This is a genomic window from Streptomyces sp. SCUT-3 (assembly GCF_014083985.1).
Lineage (GTDB): Bacteria > Actinomycetota > Actinomycetes > Streptomycetales > Streptomycetaceae > Streptomyces_H > Streptomyces_H thermolineatus.
In genome coordinates, this window is sequence record NZ_CP046907.1 from 4,717,714 (window position 1) to 4,737,053 (window position 19,340).

General features: G+C 75.5%; 19 protein-coding genes. 10 read left to right on the forward strand and 9 right to left on the reverse strand.

Features of this window, described 5'->3' with window-relative positions:
* Positions 1–17 precede the first annotated feature (17 nt).
* From GQS52_RS20815 to GQS52_RS20840, 6 genes are all read left to right on the forward strand, one after another.
* Positions 18–365: a hypothetical protein gene (locus GQS52_RS20815; RefSeq protein WP_182314862.1), complete on the forward strand. Its 348-nt coding sequence runs from the start codon at positions 18–20 to the stop codon at positions 363–365.
* 68 nt (positions 366–433) lie between these two features.
* On the forward strand, positions 434–1,636 hold the full coding sequence (locus GQS52_RS20820; protein ID WP_182314863.1) for an FAD-dependent oxidoreductase: 1,203 nt from the start codon (positions 434–436) through the stop codon (positions 1,634–1,636).
* 70 nt (positions 1,637–1,706) lie between these two features.
* Entirely contained in the window at positions 1,707–2,072 is a 366-nt protein-coding gene (locus GQS52_RS20825) for an Rv2175c family DNA-binding protein (RefSeq protein WP_182314864.1), read from the forward strand.
* A 68-nt stretch (positions 2,073–2,140) separates the two neighbouring features.
* Complete coding sequence (gene thiE / locus GQS52_RS20830) at positions 2,141–2,791, forward strand: thiamine phosphate synthase (RefSeq protein WP_182314865.1); 651 nt, start codon at positions 2,141–2,143, stop codon at positions 2,789–2,791.
* A gap of 97 nt (positions 2,792–2,888) precedes the next feature.
* Complete coding sequence (gene metF / locus GQS52_RS20835) at positions 2,889–3,809, forward strand: methylenetetrahydrofolate reductase [NAD(P)H] (RefSeq protein WP_182314866.1); 921 nt, start codon at positions 2,889–2,891, stop codon at positions 3,807–3,809.
* Between the two features lie 45 nt (positions 3,810–3,854).
* Positions 3,855–4,835, forward strand: a complete 981-nt coding sequence (locus GQS52_RS20840; RefSeq protein WP_182314867.1) for a hypothetical protein — start codon at positions 3,855–3,857, stop codon at positions 4,833–4,835.
* Here the strand turns inward: GQS52_RS20840 and GQS52_RS20845 are convergent.
* The 4 genes from GQS52_RS20845 to GQS52_RS20860 all read right to left on the reverse strand — a co-directional run bounded on the left by GQS52_RS20845 (position 4,829) and on the right by GQS52_RS20860 (position 10,419).
* Complete coding sequence (locus tag GQS52_RS20845; RefSeq protein ID WP_182314868.1) at positions 4,829–6,394, reverse strand: NAD(P)/FAD-dependent oxidoreductase; 1,566 nt, start codon at positions 6,392–6,394, stop codon at positions 4,829–4,831. The genes GQS52_RS20840 and GQS52_RS20845 overlap by 7 nt on opposite strands.
* Before the next feature lie 311 nt (positions 6,395–6,705).
* Positions 6,706–7,323, reverse strand: a complete 618-nt coding sequence (locus GQS52_RS20850) for a TetR/AcrR family transcriptional regulator (protein WP_182314869.1) — start codon at positions 7,321–7,323, stop codon at positions 6,706–6,708.
* Positions 7,324–7,400: 77 nt separating this feature from the next.
* Positions 7,401–9,632, reverse strand: coding sequence for a YhgE/Pip domain-containing protein (locus tag GQS52_RS20855; RefSeq protein ID WP_182314870.1), 2,232 nt, complete (start codon positions 9,630–9,632; stop codon positions 7,401–7,403).
* Complete coding sequence (locus GQS52_RS20860) at positions 9,619–10,419, reverse strand: ATP-binding cassette domain-containing protein (RefSeq protein WP_182314871.1); 801 nt, start codon at positions 10,417–10,419, stop codon at positions 9,619–9,621. The genes GQS52_RS20855 and GQS52_RS20860 overlap by 14 nt, the downstream gene beginning before the upstream one ends.
* Positions 10,420–10,604: 185 nt before the next feature.
* Between GQS52_RS20860 and GQS52_RS20865 the strand changes: the two genes are divergently transcribed.
* From GQS52_RS20865 to GQS52_RS20875, 3 genes are all read left to right on the forward strand, one after another.
* The gene (locus GQS52_RS20865) at positions 10,605–11,099 is read left to right on the forward strand and encodes an SAV_6107 family HEPN domain-containing protein (protein WP_259370889.1); all 495 of its coding nucleotides are present in this window, start codon (positions 10,605–10,607) and stop codon (positions 11,097–11,099) included.
* A gap of 59 nt (positions 11,100–11,158) precedes the next feature.
* Complete coding sequence (locus GQS52_RS20870) at positions 11,159–11,938, forward strand: methyltransferase (protein WP_182314873.1); 780 nt, start codon at positions 11,159–11,161, stop codon at positions 11,936–11,938.
* 226 nt (positions 11,939–12,164) lie between these two features.
* The gene (locus GQS52_RS20875; RefSeq protein WP_182314874.1) at positions 12,165–12,563 is read left to right on the forward strand and encodes a DUF3040 domain-containing protein; all 399 of its coding nucleotides are present in this window, start codon (positions 12,165–12,167) and stop codon (positions 12,561–12,563) included.
* A gap of 232 nt (positions 12,564–12,795) precedes the next feature.
* On the opposite strand, the gene GQS52_RS20880 is transcribed toward GQS52_RS20875, so the two are convergent.
* The 5 genes from GQS52_RS20880 to GQS52_RS20900 form a co-directional block, all read right to left on the reverse strand.
* On the reverse strand, positions 12,796–13,110 hold the full coding sequence (locus GQS52_RS20880) for a hypothetical protein (RefSeq protein WP_182314875.1): 315 nt from the start codon (positions 13,108–13,110) through the stop codon (positions 12,796–12,798).
* Complete coding sequence (locus GQS52_RS20885; RefSeq protein WP_259370890.1) at positions 13,068–15,302, reverse strand: transglutaminaseTgpA domain-containing protein; 2,235 nt, start codon at positions 15,300–15,302, stop codon at positions 13,068–13,070. Before GQS52_RS20885 ends, GQS52_RS20880 begins: the two co-directional genes overlap by 43 nt.
* Positions 15,299–16,723 carry a DUF58 domain-containing protein gene (locus GQS52_RS20890; protein ID WP_182314876.1) on the reverse strand — a complete coding sequence of 475 codons (1,425 nt, stop codon included), beginning with the start codon at positions 16,721–16,723 and terminating at the stop codon, positions 15,299–15,301. Before GQS52_RS20890 ends, GQS52_RS20885 begins: the two co-directional genes overlap by 4 nt.
* Positions 16,720–17,724, reverse strand: coding sequence for a MoxR family ATPase (locus GQS52_RS20895; RefSeq protein WP_182314877.1), 1,005 nt, complete (start codon positions 17,722–17,724; stop codon positions 16,720–16,722). The genes GQS52_RS20890 and GQS52_RS20895 overlap by 4 nt, the downstream gene beginning before the upstream one ends.
* A 125-nt stretch (positions 17,725–17,849) precedes the next feature.
* A complete protein-coding gene (locus GQS52_RS20900; RefSeq protein WP_182314878.1) occupies positions 17,850–18,377 on the reverse strand; it encodes a carbonic anhydrase in 528 nt (175 codons plus the stop codon).
* Between the two features lie 318 nt (positions 18,378–18,695).
* Here GQS52_RS20900 and mraZ point away from each other — a divergent pair, with 318 nt between their 5' ends.
* Complete coding sequence (gene mraZ / locus GQS52_RS20905) at positions 18,696–19,136, forward strand: division/cell wall cluster transcriptional repressor MraZ (RefSeq protein WP_259370891.1); 441 nt, start codon at positions 18,696–18,698, stop codon at positions 19,134–19,136.
* The last annotated feature ends 204 nt before the right edge of the window (positions 19,137–19,340 follow it).

The following is a 19,340-nucleotide window of genomic DNA, read 5'->3' on the forward strand; positions in this document are numbered from 1 at the left end:
AGGAAGGACCACCCCCCGTGGCCGCATCGCTCGACGGACGCCTCTTCGCCCCCGTGGCCGACCCGGAGGGGGGCGAGGTGGGCACCTCCACCCGCTTCCGCTACCACGAGCAGGACGGCCGGATCCGGGCCGACTACGACGGCGGCGACATCGAACGCGGCCACCTCCTCGGCACCCGCGACGGCGACCGCCTCGACTTCAGGTACGTGCAACTGCGCCGCGACGGCCGGACCTCCACCGGCCACTGCGTCTCGCGCGTCGTGGAACTGCCCGACGGCAGGCTGCGGTTGGAGGAGACCTGGGAGTGGGAGTCCCAGGAGGGCCGGGGCACCTCGGTGGTCGAGGAACTCCCCGCGCAGCGGTAGTCCCCGCGCCCGGCCCCTCGCGGCCGTCCCGCTCCGGCGGTCCGGTGCCAGGGCCTACCCTGGCCCGCGTGACGGAACAGCAGCGGATTCTTGTGGTCGGGGCGGGCATGGCCGGGGTGCGGACCGCGGTCGGCCTGCGGGAGCGGGGCTGGCGGGGCCGGATCAGCCTGCTCGGCGCGGAGACCCACCGGCCCTACGACAGACCCCCGTTGTCGAAGGCCCTGCTGCTCGGCACGGCCGACGGCTCCGCCTTCGACGTCGACTTCGAGGGCCTGGGCATCGAGCTGCTGCTCGGCCGGCACGCCGTCGCGCTGCGCCCGGCCGAGCGCGTGGTGGTCACCGCGGAGGGCCCCGAGCCCTACGACCGCCTGGTGCTGGCCACCGGCGCCGAGCCGGTCACCCTGCCGGGCACCGAGGGGCTGCCGGACGTCCACCTGCTGCGCACCCTGGACGACGCGGCCGCCCTGCGCCCGGTGCTGGAGCAGCGGCGGGACGTCGTCGTGGTCGGGGCGGGCTGGATCGGCGCGGAGTTCGCCACCGCGGCCCGCGAGGCCGGCTGCGCCGTGACGGTCGTAGAGGCGGCCGACCGGCCGCTCGCCGGTGCCCTGCCCGCCGAGGTGGCCGCCCGCACGGCCGCCTGGTACGAGGAGGCCGGGGTGCGGCTGCTCACCGGCGCCGCCGTGGCCTCGGTCGCGCCCGGCGAGGTGGTGCTGGCCGACGGCACGGGGCTGACCGCGGGGGCGGTCGTCGTCGGCATCGGGGCCCGCCCGGCCACCGGCTGGCTGGCCGGCTCCGGGGTGGAGCTCGGCCCGGACCGCGAGGTGCTGGCCGACGACCGGCTGCGCACCTCGGTCCCCGGCGTGTGGGCGGTGGGCGACTGCGCGTCCTTCCCCTCGGCCCGCTACGGCACCCGGCTGCTGGTCCACCACTGGGACAACGCGATGCAGGGGCCGGCGACCGCGGCCGCCAACGTCCTCGGCGGGGACGAGGTCTACGACCCGGTGCCGTACTTCTGGTCCGAGCAGTTCGGCCGCTTCGTGCAGTACGCCGGCCACCACGCCCCCGGTGACGCGGCCGTGCACCGCGGTGACCCGGACGGCGCAGCGTGGTCGGTGTGCTGGCTGAGGGCCGACGGGACGCTGTCGGGACTGCTCGCGGTCGACCGCCCGCGCGACCTCGTGCAGGGCCGCAGGCTGATGGAACGCGGTGCGGCGCTGGACCCGGAGCGGGCGGCCGACCCCTCCGTCCAGCTCAAGAACGCGGCGCTGTGACGGCGCGCCCGGGCGAATCCGGGGCCGCGCCCGGTGTCCGGCGGGTGGCGGGGGATGGCAGGCTTGTCCTGTGACCGAGATCGACACCAGAATCGACGCCCTCGTACCCTCCTGGCTCTACCTCCCCGACGTCGCCGAACAGCTCGGCGTGGAGATCACCCGGGTCCGGCCCCTCATCAAGGAGGGCCAGCTCATCGCGGTGCGGCGCGGCGAGAACCGCAGCCTGCAGGTGCCCGCCCTGTTCATCAAGGACGGCAGGATCGTCAAGGGGCTCCCCGGGACGCTGACCCTCCTCAAGGACGACGGGTTCACCGACGAGGAGGCCCTGGAGTGGCTCTTCACCCCGGACCCGAGCCTGCCCGGCACCCCGGCCCAGGCGCTCTACGAGAACCGCGGGACCGAGGTCAAGCGCCGCGCCCAGGCGCTCGCCCTGTAGGGTCGCGCAGCAGCCGCTAGACCGTCCGCGGCCCTCCGGGGCCGCGGCCACCCGGGGGGAGTACCGCCGTGTCCGAACCGCGCGCCGCACTGGGCGGAGCACGCCTGTACCTGTGCACCGACGCCCGCCGGCGGCAGGGGGACCTGCCGCAGTTCCTCGACGCGGTGCTCGCCGCCGGGGTCGACGTCGTGCAGCTGCGCGACAAGGGCATGGAGGCCGCCGAGGAGCTGGAGCACCTGGCGGTCTTCAAGGACGCCTGCCGCCGGCACGGCAGGCTCCTGGCGGTCAACGACCGCGCCGACGTCGCGCACGCGGCCGGCGCGGACGTACTGCACCTGGGGCAGGGCGACCTGCCGGTGCCGGCGGCCCGCGCGATCCTCGGCGACCGCGTCGTGATCGGCCGCTCCACCCACGCGGAGACGGAGGCGGCCGCGGCCGCCTCCCAGCCCGGCGCGGACTACTTCTGCACCGGCCCGGTGTGGCCCACCCCGACCAAGCCGGGCCGGCACGCCCCCGGCCTGCCCCTGGTGGAGTACGCCGCCTCGCTGGGCACCGCCCGGCCCTGGTTCGCCATCGGCGGGATCGACTCCTCCAACCTCGAGCAGGTCCTGGACGCCGGGGCCCGCCGGGTCGTCGTGGTCCGCGCGATCACCGAGGCCGACGACCCGGGAGCGGCCGCGGCCGAGCTGGCCGGGCGGGTGCGCGAACGCCCGCTGTAGCGCCGGGGCGTTCCGAGGGGCGGACAAGGAACCGGCGAAAGGGGCATAAGACCCCGTTCTTTCGTGGTCGGGGAGGCTTCCTGGCTAGCTTTGGCGCATGGCCCTTGGAACCTCCTCCGTCCGTACCGACCGCGCGGTAACCATCCGTGAGCTGCTCGCTTCCGGGGAGCGCTCCTACTCCTTCGAGTTCTTCCCGGCCAAGACCGAGCAGGGCGAGCGCACCCTGTGGGAGGCGATCCGCCGCATCGAGGCGGTGGGGCCGACCTTCGTCTCGGTCACCTACGGGGCCGGGGGCTCCTCCCGCGACCGCACCGTGCGCGCCACCGAGCGCATCGCCACCGAGACCACGCTCACGCCGGTCGCGCACCTGACGGCGGTCGACCACTCGGTGGCCGAGCTGCGCAACATCGTCGGCCAGTACGCCGACGCCGGGATCCGCAACATGCTGGCCCTGCGCGGCGACCCGCCGGGCAACCCGCAGGGCGAGTGGGTGCAGCACCCGCAGGGACTGCGCTACGCCGCCGAGCTCGTGCGGCTGATCAAGGAGTCCGGCGACTTCTGCGTGGGTGTCGCCGCGTTCCCCGAGAAGCACCCGCGCTCGGCCGACTGGGACAGCGACATCAAGCACTTCGTCGCCAAGTGCCGCGAGGGCGCCGACTACGCGGTCACCCAGATGTTCTTCCACGTCGAGGACTACCTGCGGCTGCGCGACCGGGTGCAGGCGGCCGGCTGCGACACCCCGATCATCCCGGAGATCATGCCGGTCACCAACGTGCGCCAGATCGAGCGCTTCGCGCAGCTGAGCAACGCCGACTTCCCCGCGGCGCTGGCGGACCGCCTCAACGCGGTCCGCGACGACCCGGCCGCGGTCCGGGCGATCGGTGTGGAATACGCCACACGGATGTCGGCCGAGCTTCTCGAGCAGGGAGCTCCCGGACTCCACTTCATCACCCTCAACCACTCGCCTGCCACACTGGAGATCTACCAGAATCTGGGACTGCACCAGAGGACGACGTAGTGGCCGGGGAGTCGGGCGGCCCCTGAGGACGAGGGAAGTGCACACATGGGGTACACGGTGCTCTACATCGCGTTCGGAGTGGTCGCGCTGTGGCTCCTCGGAGAGGTCCTCCTGCAGTACAAGGCCCGGCTGCGCTGGCGGGTGCTGGCCTTCGCCGGGTTCATGGGCGTGGTCACCGGGGTCGCCGCCCACTCGGTGGTCGTGATCTGCCTGGGCGCCGTGGCCTTCGGCACCGGGCAGACCTTCGTCACCCTGTCCTACCGCAAGGGGTTCTCGTCCGGATGGGCGCTCGGCGGCCGCCCCGGCACCAGCCGCCGCCGCCGGACGGAGGCGGCCCGTACCGAGCCCACCCTCGAGGTCTCCGGCATCGAGGAGGCCCCCGCCGCCCCGGCGCACGACACCGGCCATGACGCCCACGAGGCCTACGACACCGGCCACGACGCCCACGACGCCGGCCGCGGGGCGGAGCGGTGGGCCTCACCGGTGGACGGGGACCCGTACGGCGGGGACGGCCCCGGGACGGCCTACGTGCCGCAGCCGATGGACGACGACACCGGCGGCTACGCGGCCTACCGTCCGGCCGCGGCCGAACCGCAGTACCCCGGCGGCCCCTACGCCGGCACGCCCGCGTACCCCGCCTCCTACGACGAGCCGCAGCACGGCCGCCCCCAGGAGCCCGACTCCTACGGCTTCCCCGGCCCCGGCGGGGCCCCGGACGCCGGAGCCCCGCAGACCGGCGGGCAGGAGTACGGGCAGTCCTACGGCCAGGAGTACGGGCAGGACTACACCCAGGACTACGGCCGGCAGTACGAGCAGCAGCAGTACGGGCAGTACTACGACTACGGCCAGTACCCCGCGGCGCAGCAGCCCCAGCAGCCCCAGCAGCCCCAGCAGTTCGAGGACCCGTACTACGACACCCCGGCCGGCGGGGTGTGGGTGCCGCAGCAGCGCGAGGGCGAGCCCGGCGCCGCCCCGGTCCCCGAGCCGGGGCCCCACCCCGGCGGCTACGACCAGTACCGCTACTGACGCGCCCCCGTCCGCCCCGCCGCGGCCTGCCGGTCGCGGCCGACGAGCTCGGCGACCAGGGCCCCCGACATCCCCGAGTGCGGCAGGCCGCCGCCGGGGTGGGCCGCTCCGCCGACCAGGTACAGCCCCGGCAGCGGCCCGGTGTTGCCGGGGGCCAGGAACGCGCCACCCGCCCCGGCGAGGGACGGGGCGCGCAACGCGCCGCCCGGGGCGCCGGTCTCCCGCTCGGTGTCGGCCGGAGTGCGGACCTCGCGCCACAGCACCCGGTCGGCCAGCTCCGGGTCCACGGCCCCGACGGCCGCCAGGACCCGGTCGGCGCAGGACCCGGCCAGGCCGTCCGCCGTCCAGTCGACCGCACCGCGGGTCGTCCCGTGCGCCGGCACCGCGACCGACAGCACCGCGGTCGAGCGGCCCCCGCCCGGGCTCAGCGCCGGGTCGTCCGGGCGCAGCACCGTCACCGTGGGCCGTTCGCACACGGCGTCCGGGCCCCCGCCCTCCAGCGCGGCCAGCTCGGCCTCCCGGTCGGCCGCGTGCACGATCGTGCGGTGCACGGTGCCGGGCGGGCGGGCGCCGTCCAGGGCCAGCAGCACCGTGAGCCGGCCCAGCCGCGGGCCCGTCGCGTCCCCCGCCGGGTCGGGGGCGTCCCCGTCCGGGGCGTACCCGTCCGGCAGCAGCGGCCCGCAGGGCACCCCGCAGACCACGGCGTCCGCCTCCAGCCGGGTGCCGTCGGCGAGTTCGACGCCGGCGGCGCGCCCGCCGCCGTCCAGGACCCGCGCCACCTCCGCCCCGAGGCGGAACTCCACCGAGCGCTCCTCGCAGCGCGCCCGCACCGCGTCGGCCAGCGCCCGCATGCCGCCGTTCACGTACCAGGTGCCGAAGGTCTGCTCCATGTACGGCAGCACGACGGCGCCGGCCGGGGCCCGGCGCGGGTCGGCCCCGTACCGCAGGGCGTACTCCTCCAGCAGGGCCACGAGGCCCGGGCGGCGCAGCTCCCGGGAGGCCACCTCGGCCAGGGTGCGCGGGGCCCGGACCAGGCCCAGCCGTCCGGCCAGCCCGCGCGCGGGGGCCGGCATGTAGGGGTCGCGCGCCAGCGCCTCGCGGGCCTGCGCCCCCGGGCCGAGGGGCTCCTCCAGGAGCGGGCGGCGGGTGGACTCCCACACGCCCCGCCCGCGGTCGACCATCTCGTTCCAGGCCTCGCCCGCCCCGGCGCCGAACGCCCCGTCCAGCGCCCTGCCGACGCCGCCGCGCGAGGCGTTGGGCAGCAGCACCCGCGTGCCGTCGGCGAACAGGTGGAGGACGGCCGGGTCCACCTCGCGCAGCCCGACGCTCTGCTCCAGGGTCTTCTTCCCTGTCTTGATGAACAGGTCGCGGTAGACCGCGGGCAGGTTCAGCAGGCCGGGCCCGGTGTCGAAGGCGAACCCGTCGCGGCGGAACACCCCCGCCGAGCCGCCGTGGGTCCCCGACCGCTCGCACACCGTCACCCGGTGGCCCGCCACGGCCAGCCGGGCCGCCGCCGCCAGTGCGCCCATTCCCGCGCCGATCACCACAATCCGTGCCATGGGCCAGGACTCTATCCGCCGCCGCCCCGGCCCCGGACCCCAGGTGCCCCGGCAGTACCGCCCGGGTACTGAGTACACCTACTCAGTAGGGGAGTTGAGTATCCGAACGGATGGGCCGGCCCCGGCCGGCACGAAAGAGTGGAGGCCACGGGGGAGGAACGCCGACACCGCCGGCACGGGGCGGCGGAGCGGCAACACGGGGAAACGCCGACACCGCCGGCACGGGGCGGCGGAGCGGCGACACGGGGGAGGGCGCAGGGGCCCGGTGAGGAAGAGGATCGACGATCCTCGATCACCGGGCCCCCGCGCCTTCAGGGCCGCTGTGCCGCGCGGCCGGCGACCCGCCCCTGCAGCAGCAGCGACAGGGACGCGTGCACGTCGTCGATGCTGCGCTGCGGCTGGAACGCCTGCCAGTCCAGGGCGGCGACGAGCACCATCCCGAACAGGGCGGCCGCGGTCAGCGGCACGTCGATCTCCTCGCTGAGCTCCCCGCTCTCCACCGCGTCGCGCAGCACCTTCTCCACCACCGCGACGGCCTCCTGCCGCACCATCGTCAGCGTCGACTGCCAGGTGCGGTTGGTGCGCCACAGCTCGGCCACGTAGAGCTGGCTGAAGGACGGGTAGCGGGCGATGAAGGCCAGCCCGGCGCGGATCATCGCGTCGAGTGCGTCGACCCGGCCGCCGCCCCCGGCCAGCGTGCCCTCGGCCGCCTCGGTCAGCGAGGCGGTGAGCAGCCCGACGCCGTGCCGCAGCAGCTCCTCGAACAGCTCGGACTTGCTGGCGAAGTTGTAGTAGACGGTTCCCTTGGCGACGCCGGCCCGTTCGGCGATCTCCTCCACCGTGGTGGAGGAGAAGCCCTTCTCGGCGATGAGGGTGACGGCCGCCTCGTACAGCTTGGCGCGGGTGGCCTGGCGTCGTGTGCTGCTCATGGGCCGATTCTCTCCTGTCCGGCGCCCGGGGGACTCCCCGGGCGCCCGTCCGCGGCCCCGCCGGGGCCGAACTCCGCCTACAGGCTCAGCTCCGGGTGCAGCCGGTCCACGGTCCACACCTGCTTGCGGCGGGCGGACCACGCGGTGAGCGCCAGCGCGCCCGCGGTGAAGGCCAGCAGGACGATCACGGCCCGCCACACCGGCCACAGCCCGCCGCCGGTGATCAGGTGCCGCAGCCCGTCGACGACGTAGCTCATCGGCAGCAGGGGGTGCAGGACGTTGAAGAAGCCGGGGCTGGTCTGCACCGGGTAGGTGCCGCCGGCCGAGGTCAGCTGGAGCATCAGCACCGCGAGGACCAGGACGCGTCCGGCCGCGCCGAAGCGGGCGTTGAGCCACTGCACGATCGAGGAGAAGCACATCACCACCACGACCAGGAAGGCCACGGTGCCGGCCGCCCGCGCCATTCGGAGCCCCAGCCCCCAGTGCAGCACGGACATCAGCGCCGCCACCTGCAGGACACCGACGGCGGCGACCGGCAGCCAGCCGGAGACCGCGATCCGCCACGCCGGCGCACCGGCCGACAGGGCGCGCCGGTTCATCGGGGGGATGAGCATGTAGCCGACCATCGCGCCGACCCACAGGGAGAGCGGGATGAAGTAGGGGGCGAAGCCGGTGCCGTAGTTGGCGGCCTTGTGCAGGGAGTCCGAGGCCAGCCGCACCGGGTCGCTCATCACCTTGCTGCGTTCCCCGCGCTCCTGCGCGTCGTAGTCCGGGATCTTCTCCGCGCCCTCGTGCAGGCCGTCGGCGAGCCGGCCGGCGCCGTCGGTGAGGTCGCCCAGGCCGTCGGTCAGGCGGTTGCTGCCGTCGGCGAGCCGGTACATGCCGCCGTTGAGCGAGGCGGCGCCGTCGGACAGGTCGGTCACGCCGTGCTCGAGGGAGTCGGCTCCGGCCCCGGCCTTCCCGACGCCGGCGGCCAGGTCGTCCGCCCCGTCGGCCACCTTGTGCGCGCCCTTGTTGAGCCGGTTGACGTCGGCGACGGCCTTGTCCAGGCGTCCGGACAGGCCGGGGGCGGAGTCGGCCACCTTCCGCGCCACCGCGTTGAGCGAGTCCAGGTCCTTGCGCAGCCGGTCCAGCGACGTGGTGTTGTCCTCGACGAGGCCGTCGAGCTGCTCGGCCAGGCCGGCGGCCTCGTCCGCGGCCTCGGCGGCCTTCTTCAGCTCGGGGCAGGAGGGATCCGCTCCGAGGGGGGACTCCGGCAGGAGGGAGGAGCCGCCGGACCCGCCGGGCTCGGAGGAGCCGCCGGACCCGCCTGAGCCGCAGCGGGCGGCGTAGGAGGCGTCGAGGCGGTCGGAGGCGGTGCGGGCCTCCCGGGCGGTGCGGCCGGCGTCCGCCGGCAGGGCGTCGAGGTCGTCGCCCAGCCGCTCGGTGCCGTCGGCGACCGCCCGGGCGGCCTCCCCGATCTCCTTGCCGTGCTCGTCCAGCAGGGGCCCCGCGTCGTCGGCGAAGCCGTTGACCCTGTCGGCGACCTGCTGGGTGCCGTCGGCCACCTGCCGGGCGCCCTCGGCCAGGTCGCCGGCCCCGTCGTGGAGGCTGTCGAGCCCGTCGGCCAGGTCGCCGCTGCCCTTCTCGGCCTTCTCCAGGCCGTCGGCGAGCCGGCCGGAGCCGTCCTTGGCCGCGTCTATGCCGTTGCCGAGGTCCTTCGAGCCCTTCCGGGCGTCCCCCGCGCCGTCGGTGACGTCGTCCGCGCCCTTCGCGGCCTTCTCGGTGCCGTCGTGCAGGTCGGAGAAGGAGAGGAAGATCTTCTCGTAGAACTGCCGGGAGCTCTTGGCGGAGGCCGCCGAGCGCACCTCGGAGAAGACCGAGCGGGATATCTGGCCGACGACGTAGTTGTTGGAGTCGTTGGTGCGCACCTTCAGCGAGCCTGCGCGCGGGGCGGCCCCGGACGAGGAGGCGATGCTCTCGCTGAAGTCCTCGGGGACGGTCAGCGTCAGGTAGTAGCTGCCCTCCTCCAGGCCCTGGGCGGCGGTGCCGGCGTCGACCTGCTGCCAGTCGAAGGTCCCGCTGCCGAGCAGGCCCTCGACCAGGTCGTCGCCGGCCGTGACGCGCTTGCCGTCCGCGGTGGCGCCGCGGTCCTTGTTGACCAGGGCGACGGGGATCTTGTCGAGCCGGCTGTAGGGGTCCCAGAAGGACCACAGGTACAGGGCGCCGTAGAGGAGGGGGAGCAGCAGCAGCGCCGCCATCGCGGCGCGGGGCAGGCGTCCCCGGCCGAACCTCCTCAGCTCGAGCGCGGCCAGTCTAGGCGTCCGCATCCGCCGTCCCCTCCTTCTCGTCCGTCCCGTTGCCGTTGCCGTTGCTGTCGCTGTCGTCGGTGTCACCGTCGTCGCCGTCGGCGGGGCCGCTGCCCGGCCGGACCGTCACGTCGGCGTCCTCCGGGGCGTGGGCGCAGGCGGCCAGCACGGTGACGCCGGAGGAGGCAACGCCGCGCAGCATCCGCCAGGCCTGCGCGCGGTCGGCCCCGGACAGCTTGTGGTCCACGTCGTCCACGGCGAGCAGGCCCGGACGGCCCGTCAGGGCGAGCGCGGTCCCCAGGCGCAGCGCCTCCAGCCGGTCCAGGTCCCGCACGGAGGTGCGCAGCCCCCTCTCCAGCGAGTCCGGGACGAGGCCGGCCAGTTCCAGGGCCCGTTCCAGCCGGGCCCGCTCCCGGCCCGGGCGGCTGCCGTCGCGGCGCAGCAGCGCGGTCACGGACTCGCCGAACCGCCGCTGGTAGAGCAGCCGCTCGCGGATGTGCTCCTCCACGGTCAGGGCCGGATCGAGGTCGTTGACCCCCGGGGCCGGCCCCAGGGCGGTGATCCTGCGCACGGCGGCCATCCGCCGGGGCAGCTCGTACTCGCCGATCCGCGCGCGGCCCGAGGTGGGGCGCATCCGGCCGGTCAGGGCGAGCAGCAGGCAGGTGCGTCCGGAACCCGACCGCCCCTCGACGGCGACCAGGGCGCCCGGCGCCGCGGTGAAGCCGACGTCGTGGAACACCCGGCCGCGGGGTCCCTTCAGCCCGAACTCCTCCGCGGTGACCGGGAGCCCCTCCGGGGTGCTCTTCACAGCCTCTCCTTTGAACTGACTGGTCAGTGCAAAAACCAGTATGCAGCAGGGGGCGGCGCCCGGCGCAAATCGGCCCCCTCTCCGCAGGGCCTTGCCGGTTCGGCGTTTGTGCAGGTCGGGGAGGCTTGTCAGTGGTGTGCCCCACTATGGCCGGTGAGTGGTTCCGCGCTGAGAGGAGGCCCGACGTGAGCGTTCCCGCTGCCGCCCGCCGCCGTGCCGCAGGCACCGGCCGCACCCCGCCCTCCGACATCCACCCCGTGCTGCGCCGGACGGGCGCGCCGCCCGCAGCCCTCGACCTGCTCGCCCAGGCCCACCGGGGCCTGGAGGAGGCCGCCTCCCTGGAGGTCCCCAACGAGCGCTACGCCACCGCACACCTCGCCGCCCTGCGCACCGCCGCGGCCGTCCTGGCCGTGCGCGGCAGGCCGGAGGACACCCCCCGCCGCCGGCGCCGGATCCGCAGCGCGTGGGAGGTGCTTCCCGAGGTCGCCCCCGAACTCGCCGAGTGGAGCGCGCTCTTCGCCTCCGGCGCCGAGCGCAGGGCCCGGGCCGAGGCGGGCATCCGCGGCGCGGCCGGCCCCCGGGACGCCGACGACCTGGTGCGCGACAGCGCGATGTTCCTGCGCATCGTCGAGCGGATGCTGAGGATCCAGCCCCCGCTGACGGGCGGGGCCACCGGTTAGGGTGAAGATCCGCCGCAACCACCCGCGTCGCACGACGCCCCGCCCAGGAGCCGCCCGCCATGTCCCGTGAACAGGGTGTCGACCCGCTGCGTCCCCGAGCCTCCCTGCGTACCGCCGTGGTGTGGGACGTCCTGAGCGAAGCCCTGGACGGGCAGGCCGCGGCCGCCGGACGCGAGTCGCTGGACGTCCTCGACGCGGGCGGCGGCACCGGAAACTTCGCCGTCCGCGCCGCCGGCATGGGCCACCGCGTCACCGTGGTGGACCCCAGCCCGGACGCGCTGTTCGCCCTGGAGCGCCGGGCCGCCGAGGCCGGGGTCGCCGACCTGGTCCGCGGCGTCCAGGGCGACGCCCACGGCCTGCTGGACGTCGTCGGGGCCGGCGCCCACGACGCCGTGCTGTGCCACGGCGTGCTGGAGTACGTCGACGACCCGGCCGAGGCCGTGCACAACGTGGTCGGCGCGCTGCGGCCCACCGGCGTCGTCAGCGTGCTGGCCGCCAACCGCAACGGTGCGGTGCTCGCCCGGGCCCTGGCCGGCCACTTCGCCGAGGCCCGGCGGGGGCTGTCCGACCCGCACGGCCGCTGGGGCGACGCGGACCCGGTGCCCCGCCGGTTCACCGAGGACGGACTGGCCGACCTGGTCACCGCGGCCGGCCTCGAGGTCGCCGCCGTGCACGGGGTGCGGGTCTTCGCCGACCTGGTCCCCGGTTCCCTGGCGGACGCCGAGCCGGGGGCGACGGAGGCGCTCCTGCAACTGGAGGAGGCGGCGGCGGGGATCCCCGCGTTCCGCGCGATCGCCACCCAGCTCCACCTCCTGGCCCGCCGCGGCCGGGAGGCGTGACGGGCCCCGCGGGAACAACAGAACGGCCCGCAGAGTCCCGAACCCCTCCGCGGAACCGTATGATCTGGGTAAAGCAACTACGGCATGACCGCCAGGTGGACGGGGCAGACACCCCTCATCAGTGGTCGGCTGTGCGCAGTGGGGCGGATTACACGAACGCGTTCGACTGCCTATCCTGGTGGAAGACGCCGCGGTCGTCCCCGCGACCGACGAGTAGGAGGATTCCGTGCCGCTCTCGGAGCACGAGCAGCGCATGCTCGAGCAGATGGAGCGAGCGCTGTACGCCGAAGATCCCAAGTTCGCGTCGGCGCTCGAGGGAAGCGGGCTGCGCACCTATACCCGGCGGCGTGTCTACCAGGCGGTGGCCGGCTTCCTGCTGGGGATCGTGCTGCTCATGTCGGGCATGGTCGCCCAGCAGATCTGGATCAGCGTGGTGGGCTTCCTGGTGATGCTGGGGTGCGCGGTGCTGGCCGTCACGGGGTGGCGCAAGGCTCCCAAGCCCGGTGAACAGCAGCCCCCGCGCGGCGGACGGGACGGTCGCCGCCAGGGCAGGCCCCGCCGGAAGGTGATGGACCGCATCGAACAGCGGTGGCAGCGCCGCCGCGACGAACAGCAGGGCCCCTGACGGGGCGCGGCCCGTACGGGCCGGAACGTGACGGGCGGGGTCCCGCACCTTCGAGGTGCGGGACCCCGCCCGTTGCGTTTCCCACCGGAGCCGCCGCCCCGGCCCGCCGGGGGAGCGGCCCTCCGGCCCGCCTGGGGCCGGAGCGGCGGCCCGGTGTCCGCCCGTCCGCCTGCCTGCCCGTCCACCTGTCCGCCCGCCCGCCCTCCGGACGGACGGGCAGGCGGGCGGACGGTCAGGTCCGCTTCCCGGAACGCGGTCGCGGCAGCGCTCCGGTCAGCCTGCGGGTCGCGGCGGACCAGCGGACGAGGGTCCGCTCCCACGCGGCGGAGACCGCCCACCCCATCCGGGCCGCGGAGCGCGGCAGCAGGAGGGCGCGCAGTGCGGCCCGCCGCCCCGCGCTCGCGCGCAGCGCGGCCCCGACCCGGCGGACGTCGTCGCCCAGCCCGGCCGCCGGCCGCGGCCGCGGTGCGTACACCGCCTGCTCCACGGCGCCCGCCACCCGCATCACGGAGTCGGCGGCCGGGCCCTCCAGGCCGCCGGCCCGCACGATCCGGGCTCCCGCCCGGCGCGGGGTCCCGACGGGTCGGGGGTGATGCCGTAGTCCCAGGCGGTGTCGGACAGTTCCCGCCAGGCGGCCAGCGACCGGTCCCGTTCGGTGGCCGATCGCCCGTCCGCCTGCCCGTCCGGCCGCCCCTCCGCCGACCCGGCCACGGCACTGCCTGCCGGCGCCGGCCCTGTGCCCCGGGAGGGGGCCCGGGCCCGGTCGGCGCCGCCGGTCCGGCCGTTGCCGCCCAGGCGCCGTGCGCGCACCCGGATCCGCCACAGCATGGGCAGCGCCAGCAGGGCCGCGAGGAGGGCCGAGGCCGCCGTGACGAGCGCGGTCCGCGCCGTGAACACCCCCGGGTCCTGCGGGACGTCGGCCGAGGCGGCGGGGCCGCCGCAGGCCGGGTCGGTCGAGTCCGGGTCGTTGCACTTCCTCCTGTCACCGGTGTCCGTGCTCGGCGCGGCAGCGGGGCTCCGGGGGGCCTCCGGCTCGGCGACCTCGGGATCAGGGGCCTCCTGGCGGGCGTACTCCGGGACGCTGCCCCGGTCCGGGGTCGGTTCGAAGCGGGTCCAGCCGATCCCCTCGAAGTACAGCTCGGGCCAGGCGTGCGCGTCCTGCAGGCCCACCGACCAGGTGCCGTTGGCGTCCCGCACGCCGGGCGTGTACCCGACCGCCACCCGGGCCGGGACATCCAGGGTGCGGGCCATGGCGGCCATGGAGAAGGCGAAGTGGACGCAGAAGCCCTCCTTGTTCCGCAGGAACCGGGTGATGGCGGTGCTGCCGGTGCCGGACTCCACCTCGGTGTCGTAGCGGAACCCGCCGGAGGAGGCGAACCAGTCCTGGAGCCTGCGGGCCCGCTCGTAGTCGTCGGACGCCCCGGCGGTGACCCGCCGCGCCTGTTCGGCCACCTCGCCGGGGAGCGAGTCCGGGACCCGGGTGTACTCCTCGAGAAGGTCCGCCGGAGGGCGGGGGGCGTTCCGCAGCTGCTCGGCGGTGGGCTCCACCTGGAGGCTGGTGACCGTGTACCGGGCGCCGGCCGTGGTCTGGCGCCGGTCGCCCACCAGGGTGCGGCCCTCCGGCTCGAAGCGCCAGCGCCCCTCGATCTCCACCCCGGTGACCGGGTACGGCAGCGGCAGCCAGTTCTGCCGGTACCACTCGGCGGTGGAGAGGACGGTGGAGACCGGCGTCACGGGGACATCGGTGGCCAGGCCCGCGGGGAGGGGCCACCGCCGGGGCTCCGGGACGTCCTGCACCCGGCGTTCCGACGGCTTCCACGCGGTCCCGTCGAACTTGTCGAGGGAGACGAACCGCAGGTACAGGCCGGAGTTGCCGGGGGCGGTCGTGCGGTAGCGCAGGACCTCGCGGTCCTCCGGGCGGTTGAGGCTGTCCTGGAGGGAGACCAGCGGGTTCACCGCGGAGATGGTGCCGCTCCCGCCGCCGGAGCCCCCGTCGCCGGTGCGCTCGCCCAGCAGCCCCGGGCCCGTCAGGTCGGTGACCGGGACGATCAGGGCGATGCCCAGGGCCACCGCGCCGATCCGGCGCCCGGTGCGCACCGGGGCCGGCGGGCGGTCCGGCTCCGCCGCGCGGGGGCCGCCGCCGGAGCCGCCGAAGACCCTGCCCCAGCGGGAGAGCCGGTCGCGGCCCTCGGCCAGCAGCAGCAACAGGTAGCCCGCCGCCGCCAGGGCGAACCACTGCCACCCCGAGCCGTCACCGGAGAGCCCGGCCGCCACCGAGTACAGCGCCAGCATCGGCAGCCCGGCGGGCGCGGCGCTGCGGTAGGTCACCGCGAGGGCGTCCACGCACAGGGCGACCAGGGCGACCCCGCCCACCAGCATCAGCCGTATGCCCGGGGTGGCGGGCGCGGGCACGGCGTACTCGCCGATGTCCTTCGCGCCTTCTCCCAGCAGCCCGGTGAATCGTTCCACCGCCGCCGGGCCGGGCAGCACGCCGAGCACGGCGGCGTCCCGGACGAACAGCCACGAGAGGACCAGCAGCACGACCGCGGCCTGCGCCGCTACGGTCACCGGCCGGGGCAGCGGGGCACGCCGGGCCAGCGCCCCGGCCCCGGCCGACGCGGCCACCACCACGGCGGCCTGCACCAGCCAGGAGACGGAGGAGACCAGCGGCAGCAGCGCGCAGGCAGCCATCAGCGAGGCCGCCGCCGCGCACAGGGTCAGACGTATCGCACCGCTCACGGCGCCACCTCCGTGTCCTGGCGCGCCCCGAACCGGTCGGCACCGCTCCACAGTCCGGGAAGGGAGTCCTCCGGCCCGACCCGCAGCACCGTCCACCCGGCGTCGCGCAGCATCCTGCGCTGCCGGTCCAGGGCGTCGCCGTCCCGGTCCTCCTCCCCGGCCCACCCGCCGCGGGCCGCCCAGGCGGGCTCGTCCAGCAGGAACGCCACGGCCCCGCCGGCGCGCTGCCGCATCCGGGCCACGACCGAGGCGTCCTCCTCGTCCAGGGCGCCGAGGAACGCCACGACCATGCCCTCGTTGCCGCTGCGCAGCACGTCCTGGGCCCGGACCAGGCCCTCCCCGGCGGAGTGGTCCACCACGGCGAGGGCGTCCAGCAGCAGGTCCGCCGCGAGCCCGGCCCCGGCCCCGTCGCCCGTCGCCCCGGCGAAGCCGCCCGTGCCGCCGGGGGCGGGAACGGTGTCGCCGGTGTCGGTCAGCAGCCGCACGCCGTAGCCGCGCCGGAGCATGTGCACCGCGACCGAGGCGGCGCCGGAGACCGCCCACTCGAACGGGGAGTCCGGGCCGGCGCCGCGGTGGGCGGCCGCCCGGGTGTCCAGCAGTACCGTGCACCGGCTGCGCTGCGGCTGCTCCTCGCGCCGCACCATCAGCTCCCCGTAGCGGGCGGTGGAGCGCCAGTGCACCCGGCGCAGGTCGTCGCCGTGGCGGTAGCCGCGCGGGATCGCGTCGTCCTCGCCGGCCAGGGCCAGGGCGCGGGTGCGGCTGTCACCGTGCCCCGCGGCCTCCCCGGACAGCCGGACCGGGGCCAGCGGCTGCACCCTGGGCACGACCGTCAGCGTCTCCTGCCCGCTGAAGGAGCGGGTCAGCTCGCACATGCCGAACGGGTCGCTCAGCCGCAGCTGCAGCGGACCCAGCGGGTAGCGGCCGCGCAGGTCCGAGCGCACCCGGTAGGAGACCTCGCGGTACCCGCCCGGCTCCACCCGGTCCAGGACGAACCTGGGGCGCGGGCCCAGCACGTAGGGCACCCGGTCCTGGAGCATCAGCATGCCGGTGGGCAGCCGGGAGACGTTGTCCACCCGCAGGTGGACCCGGGCCTCCGACATCGCGGGCACCCGCGGGGGCACCAGGCGGCGGCTGCCCGCGACCCGGTGGCGGGAGCGGTGCAGCACCACCGTGCACACCACCGGCAGGACGGTCAGCAGCAGTCCGACCCGCAGCAGTTCCGGCTGGCCCAGCACGTAGGCGCAGCCGCCGGCCGCGAGGCCGGCCGCGAGGAAGGAGCGCCCCCTGGTGGTCAGGCCGCCGAAGGCCCGCCGCAGCCCGCCGCCGGCCCCCTGCGCGGGGCCGTCCGGTGCGTCGGGGGCGGCCGCGGGACCGGGGCCGGCGGCGGCTGTCGGGCCGGGGGCGTCGGTGCCGCCCCTCATCGCAATCTCCGGGCGCCGCCCGGCACGTCGGGGCCGTGTGCGTCGGGCACGGGGGTGCGCTGCAGGATCTCGGCCACCACCTGCTCCGGCGCGCGGCGGTTCAGCTGTGCCTGCGCGGTGGGCAGCAGGCGGTGCGACAGCACGGGGGAGGCCAGTGCCTGCACGTCGTCCGGGAGCACGTAGTCCCGGCCGTCGAGGGCGGCCGCGGCCCGCGCCGCCCGCACCAGGTGCAGGGTGGCGCGGGGGGAGGCGCCCAGCCGCAGGTCCGGGTGGCCGCGCGTGGCGGAGACCAGGGCCACCACGTAGCGGCGCACCGGGTCGGCGACGTGCACCGTGCGCACCGCCTCCACCAGCTCGGTGATCTCGTGGGCGTGCGCGACCGGCCGGACCTCGTCCAGCGCCGGCGTGCCCCCGTGCACGTCCAGCATCCGCAGCTCGGCCTCGGCGCTGGGGTAGCCGATGGAGATCCGGGCCATGAAGCGGTCCCGCTGCGCCTCGGGCAGCGGATAGGTGCCCTCCATCTCCACCGGGTTCTGGGTGGCGATGACCATGAACGGGCGGGGCAGCTCGTAGGTGCTGCCGTCGACGGTGACCTGGCGCTCCTCCATCGACTCCAGCAGCGCCGACTGCGTCTTGGGCGAGGCGCGGTTGATCTCGTCGCCCACCACGATCTGGGCGAAGATCGCGCCCGGCTTGAACTCGAACTCCCGCCGCTGCTGGTCGAAGACGCTGACCCCGGTGACGTCGGACGGCAGCAGGTCCGGCGTGAACTGGATCCGCCGGACCGAGCAGTCGACGGACCGGGCCAGCGCCTTGGAGAGCATCGTCTTGCCCACGCCGGGCACGTCCTCGACCAGCAGGTGGCCCTCGGCGAGCAGGACCGTCAGGGCGATCCGGACGACCTCCGGCTTGCCCTCGATCACGTGCTCGACCGATCTGCGCACCCGGTCGGCGGTGGCGGTCAGGCCCTCCAGGCCCGCTCGTTCGTCATAGGTGGTCACCCAGCCCTCCTCGGCCCGTTGCCGGCCCGGCGGCACGCCGCGGCCTCCCCCGCATTCTTGCCTTCCCGGGGGCTCCGCGTCACACGGGTGAGGGCGGAGGAGGGGGACTTGCCCGCCTTGGCGCCCTATGCGTCGATCTCCCGCAGGCTGCCGGTGTGCACGTCGAACACGAAGCCGCGGACGTCGTCGGTGTGCGGGATGAAGGGCGAGTTCCGGACGCGGGCCATCGACTGGCGGACGTCCTGGTCGATGTCGTTGAAGGTCTCCAGCGCCCACGACGGCCGGACGCCGACCTCGCGCTCCAGCTCCCCGCGGAACTCGTCCTCGGACAGGCCCTGCAGGCCGCAGCCGGTGTGGTGGATCAGGACGACCGACCTGGTCCCCAGGGCGCGCTGGCTGATGGTCAGCGAGCGGATGGTGTCGTCGGTGACCACACCGCCGGCGTTGCGGATCAGGTGGCTGTCGCCGAGGTCCAGGCCCAGGGCTGCGAACAGGTCGAGCCGGGCGTCCATGCAGGCGACCACGGCCAGTTTCTGGACCGGGCGGGCGTCCATCCCGGGGTCGGTGAACCCGGCGGAGTAGGTGCGGTTCGCCGCGACCAGGCGGTCGGTCACGGAGTCCTCGGTCTTGGTCTTCGTCTTCGGCTTGGACATGGCTCGAAACCCTAGCCGGGGGGGACGGCGGAAATCCCGTGGCGCCACAGTGATCTGCGTCAATCCGGGGATTCTCCTTGCGCCCTTCCCGTCACCCTCCCGGCCCGTCCCGTTCCTCCGCAGGAGTGAAATCCGGCCAGGGGCGCGTACAGGGGCGCGCGCACGGCCAGGATGCGCCGTGCAGGGTAGGGGGACCCCGCCCGGCCTGCGGTTTTCCCGGGCTCCGGAGTGGACCGGACGTGGTTGACCGTGGAGGGCAGTGGAGTACAGTGGCGCGAAGTGGGGCACGGACGCCCCGTCCGGAGCCGGCGGCAGGAGGTGCTCGGGTTGTTCCTCGGGACGTACACGCCCCGTCTGGACGACAAGAGCAGGCTCGTCCTCCCCGCGAGGTTCCGCGAGCAGCTGGCCCCCGGCCTGGTCGTCACCAAGGGGCGCGAGCGCTGCCTGTACGTGTGGCCGGTCGAGGAGTTCCGCGAGGTGACCGCCCGCATCGGCCGGGCGCCGGTGGTGTCCGAGGCGGTCCGCGACTACCTGCGGGTGCTGTTCGCCGGGGCCGTCGACGAGGTCCCCGACCGGCAGGGGAGGATCACCCTCCCGCAGCCGCTGCGGGAGTACGCCGGGCTGAGCCGCGAGTGCACCGTGATCGGCGCCAACACCCGCGTCGAGGTGTGGGACAGTGCCTCCTGGGACCAGTACCTGCTGGACCGGCAGGGCTCCTTCCCGGACCTGTCGCAGGAGGTGCTGCCCGGACTACTGTGAACCGCCTCCGTCCCAGACCCGTCCGTACGCGGCCCGAGGGCCGCACCCGTCCGAGACAGTGCGACGGCCACGTCTGCGCGCACGCACGGCCCGGCCTCCTCCCGCTCCCGGCCGACCGGCACCTCTTCCCCGGTGCCGGTCGACCTCCTTCCCCATCGTGAGCGGGCGGGGACCCGGCGGTGCGTTCCCGCCCGTCGCACCCCA

What these genes read in the sequence shown, in the direction of transcription:
- metF (WP_182314866.1), top strand. Translation starts at nt 2,889, where the DNA reads ATGGCCCTTGGAACCTCCTCCGTCCGTACCGACCGCGCGGTAACCATC.
- GQS52_RS20840 (WP_182314867.1), top strand. Translation starts at nt 3,855, where the DNA reads ATGGGGTACACGGTGCTCTACATCGCGTTCGGAGTGGTCGCGCTGTGG.
- GQS52_RS20845 (WP_182314868.1), bottom strand. Translation starts at nt 6,394, where the DNA reads ATGGCACGGATTGTGGTGATCGGCGCGGGAATGGGCGCACTGGCGGCG.
- GQS52_RS20850 (WP_182314869.1), bottom strand. Translation starts at nt 7,323, where the DNA reads ATGAGCAGCACACGACGCCAGGCCACCCGCGCCAAGCTGTACGAGGCG.
- GQS52_RS20855 (WP_182314870.1), bottom strand. Translation starts at nt 9,632, where the DNA reads ATGCGGACGCCTAGACTGGCCGCGCTCGAGCTGAGGAGGTTCGGCCGG.
- GQS52_RS20870 (WP_182314873.1), top strand. Translation starts at nt 11,159, where the DNA reads ATGTCCCGTGAACAGGGTGTCGACCCGCTGCGTCCCCGAGCCTCCCTG.
- GQS52_RS20890 (WP_182314876.1), bottom strand. Translation starts at nt 16,723, where the DNA reads ATGAGGGGCGGCACCGACGCCCCCGGCCCGACAGCCGCCGCCGGCCCC.
- GQS52_RS20900 (WP_182314878.1), bottom strand. Translation starts at nt 18,377, where the DNA reads ATGTCCAAGCCGAAGACGAAGACCAAGACCGAGGACTCCGTGACCGAC.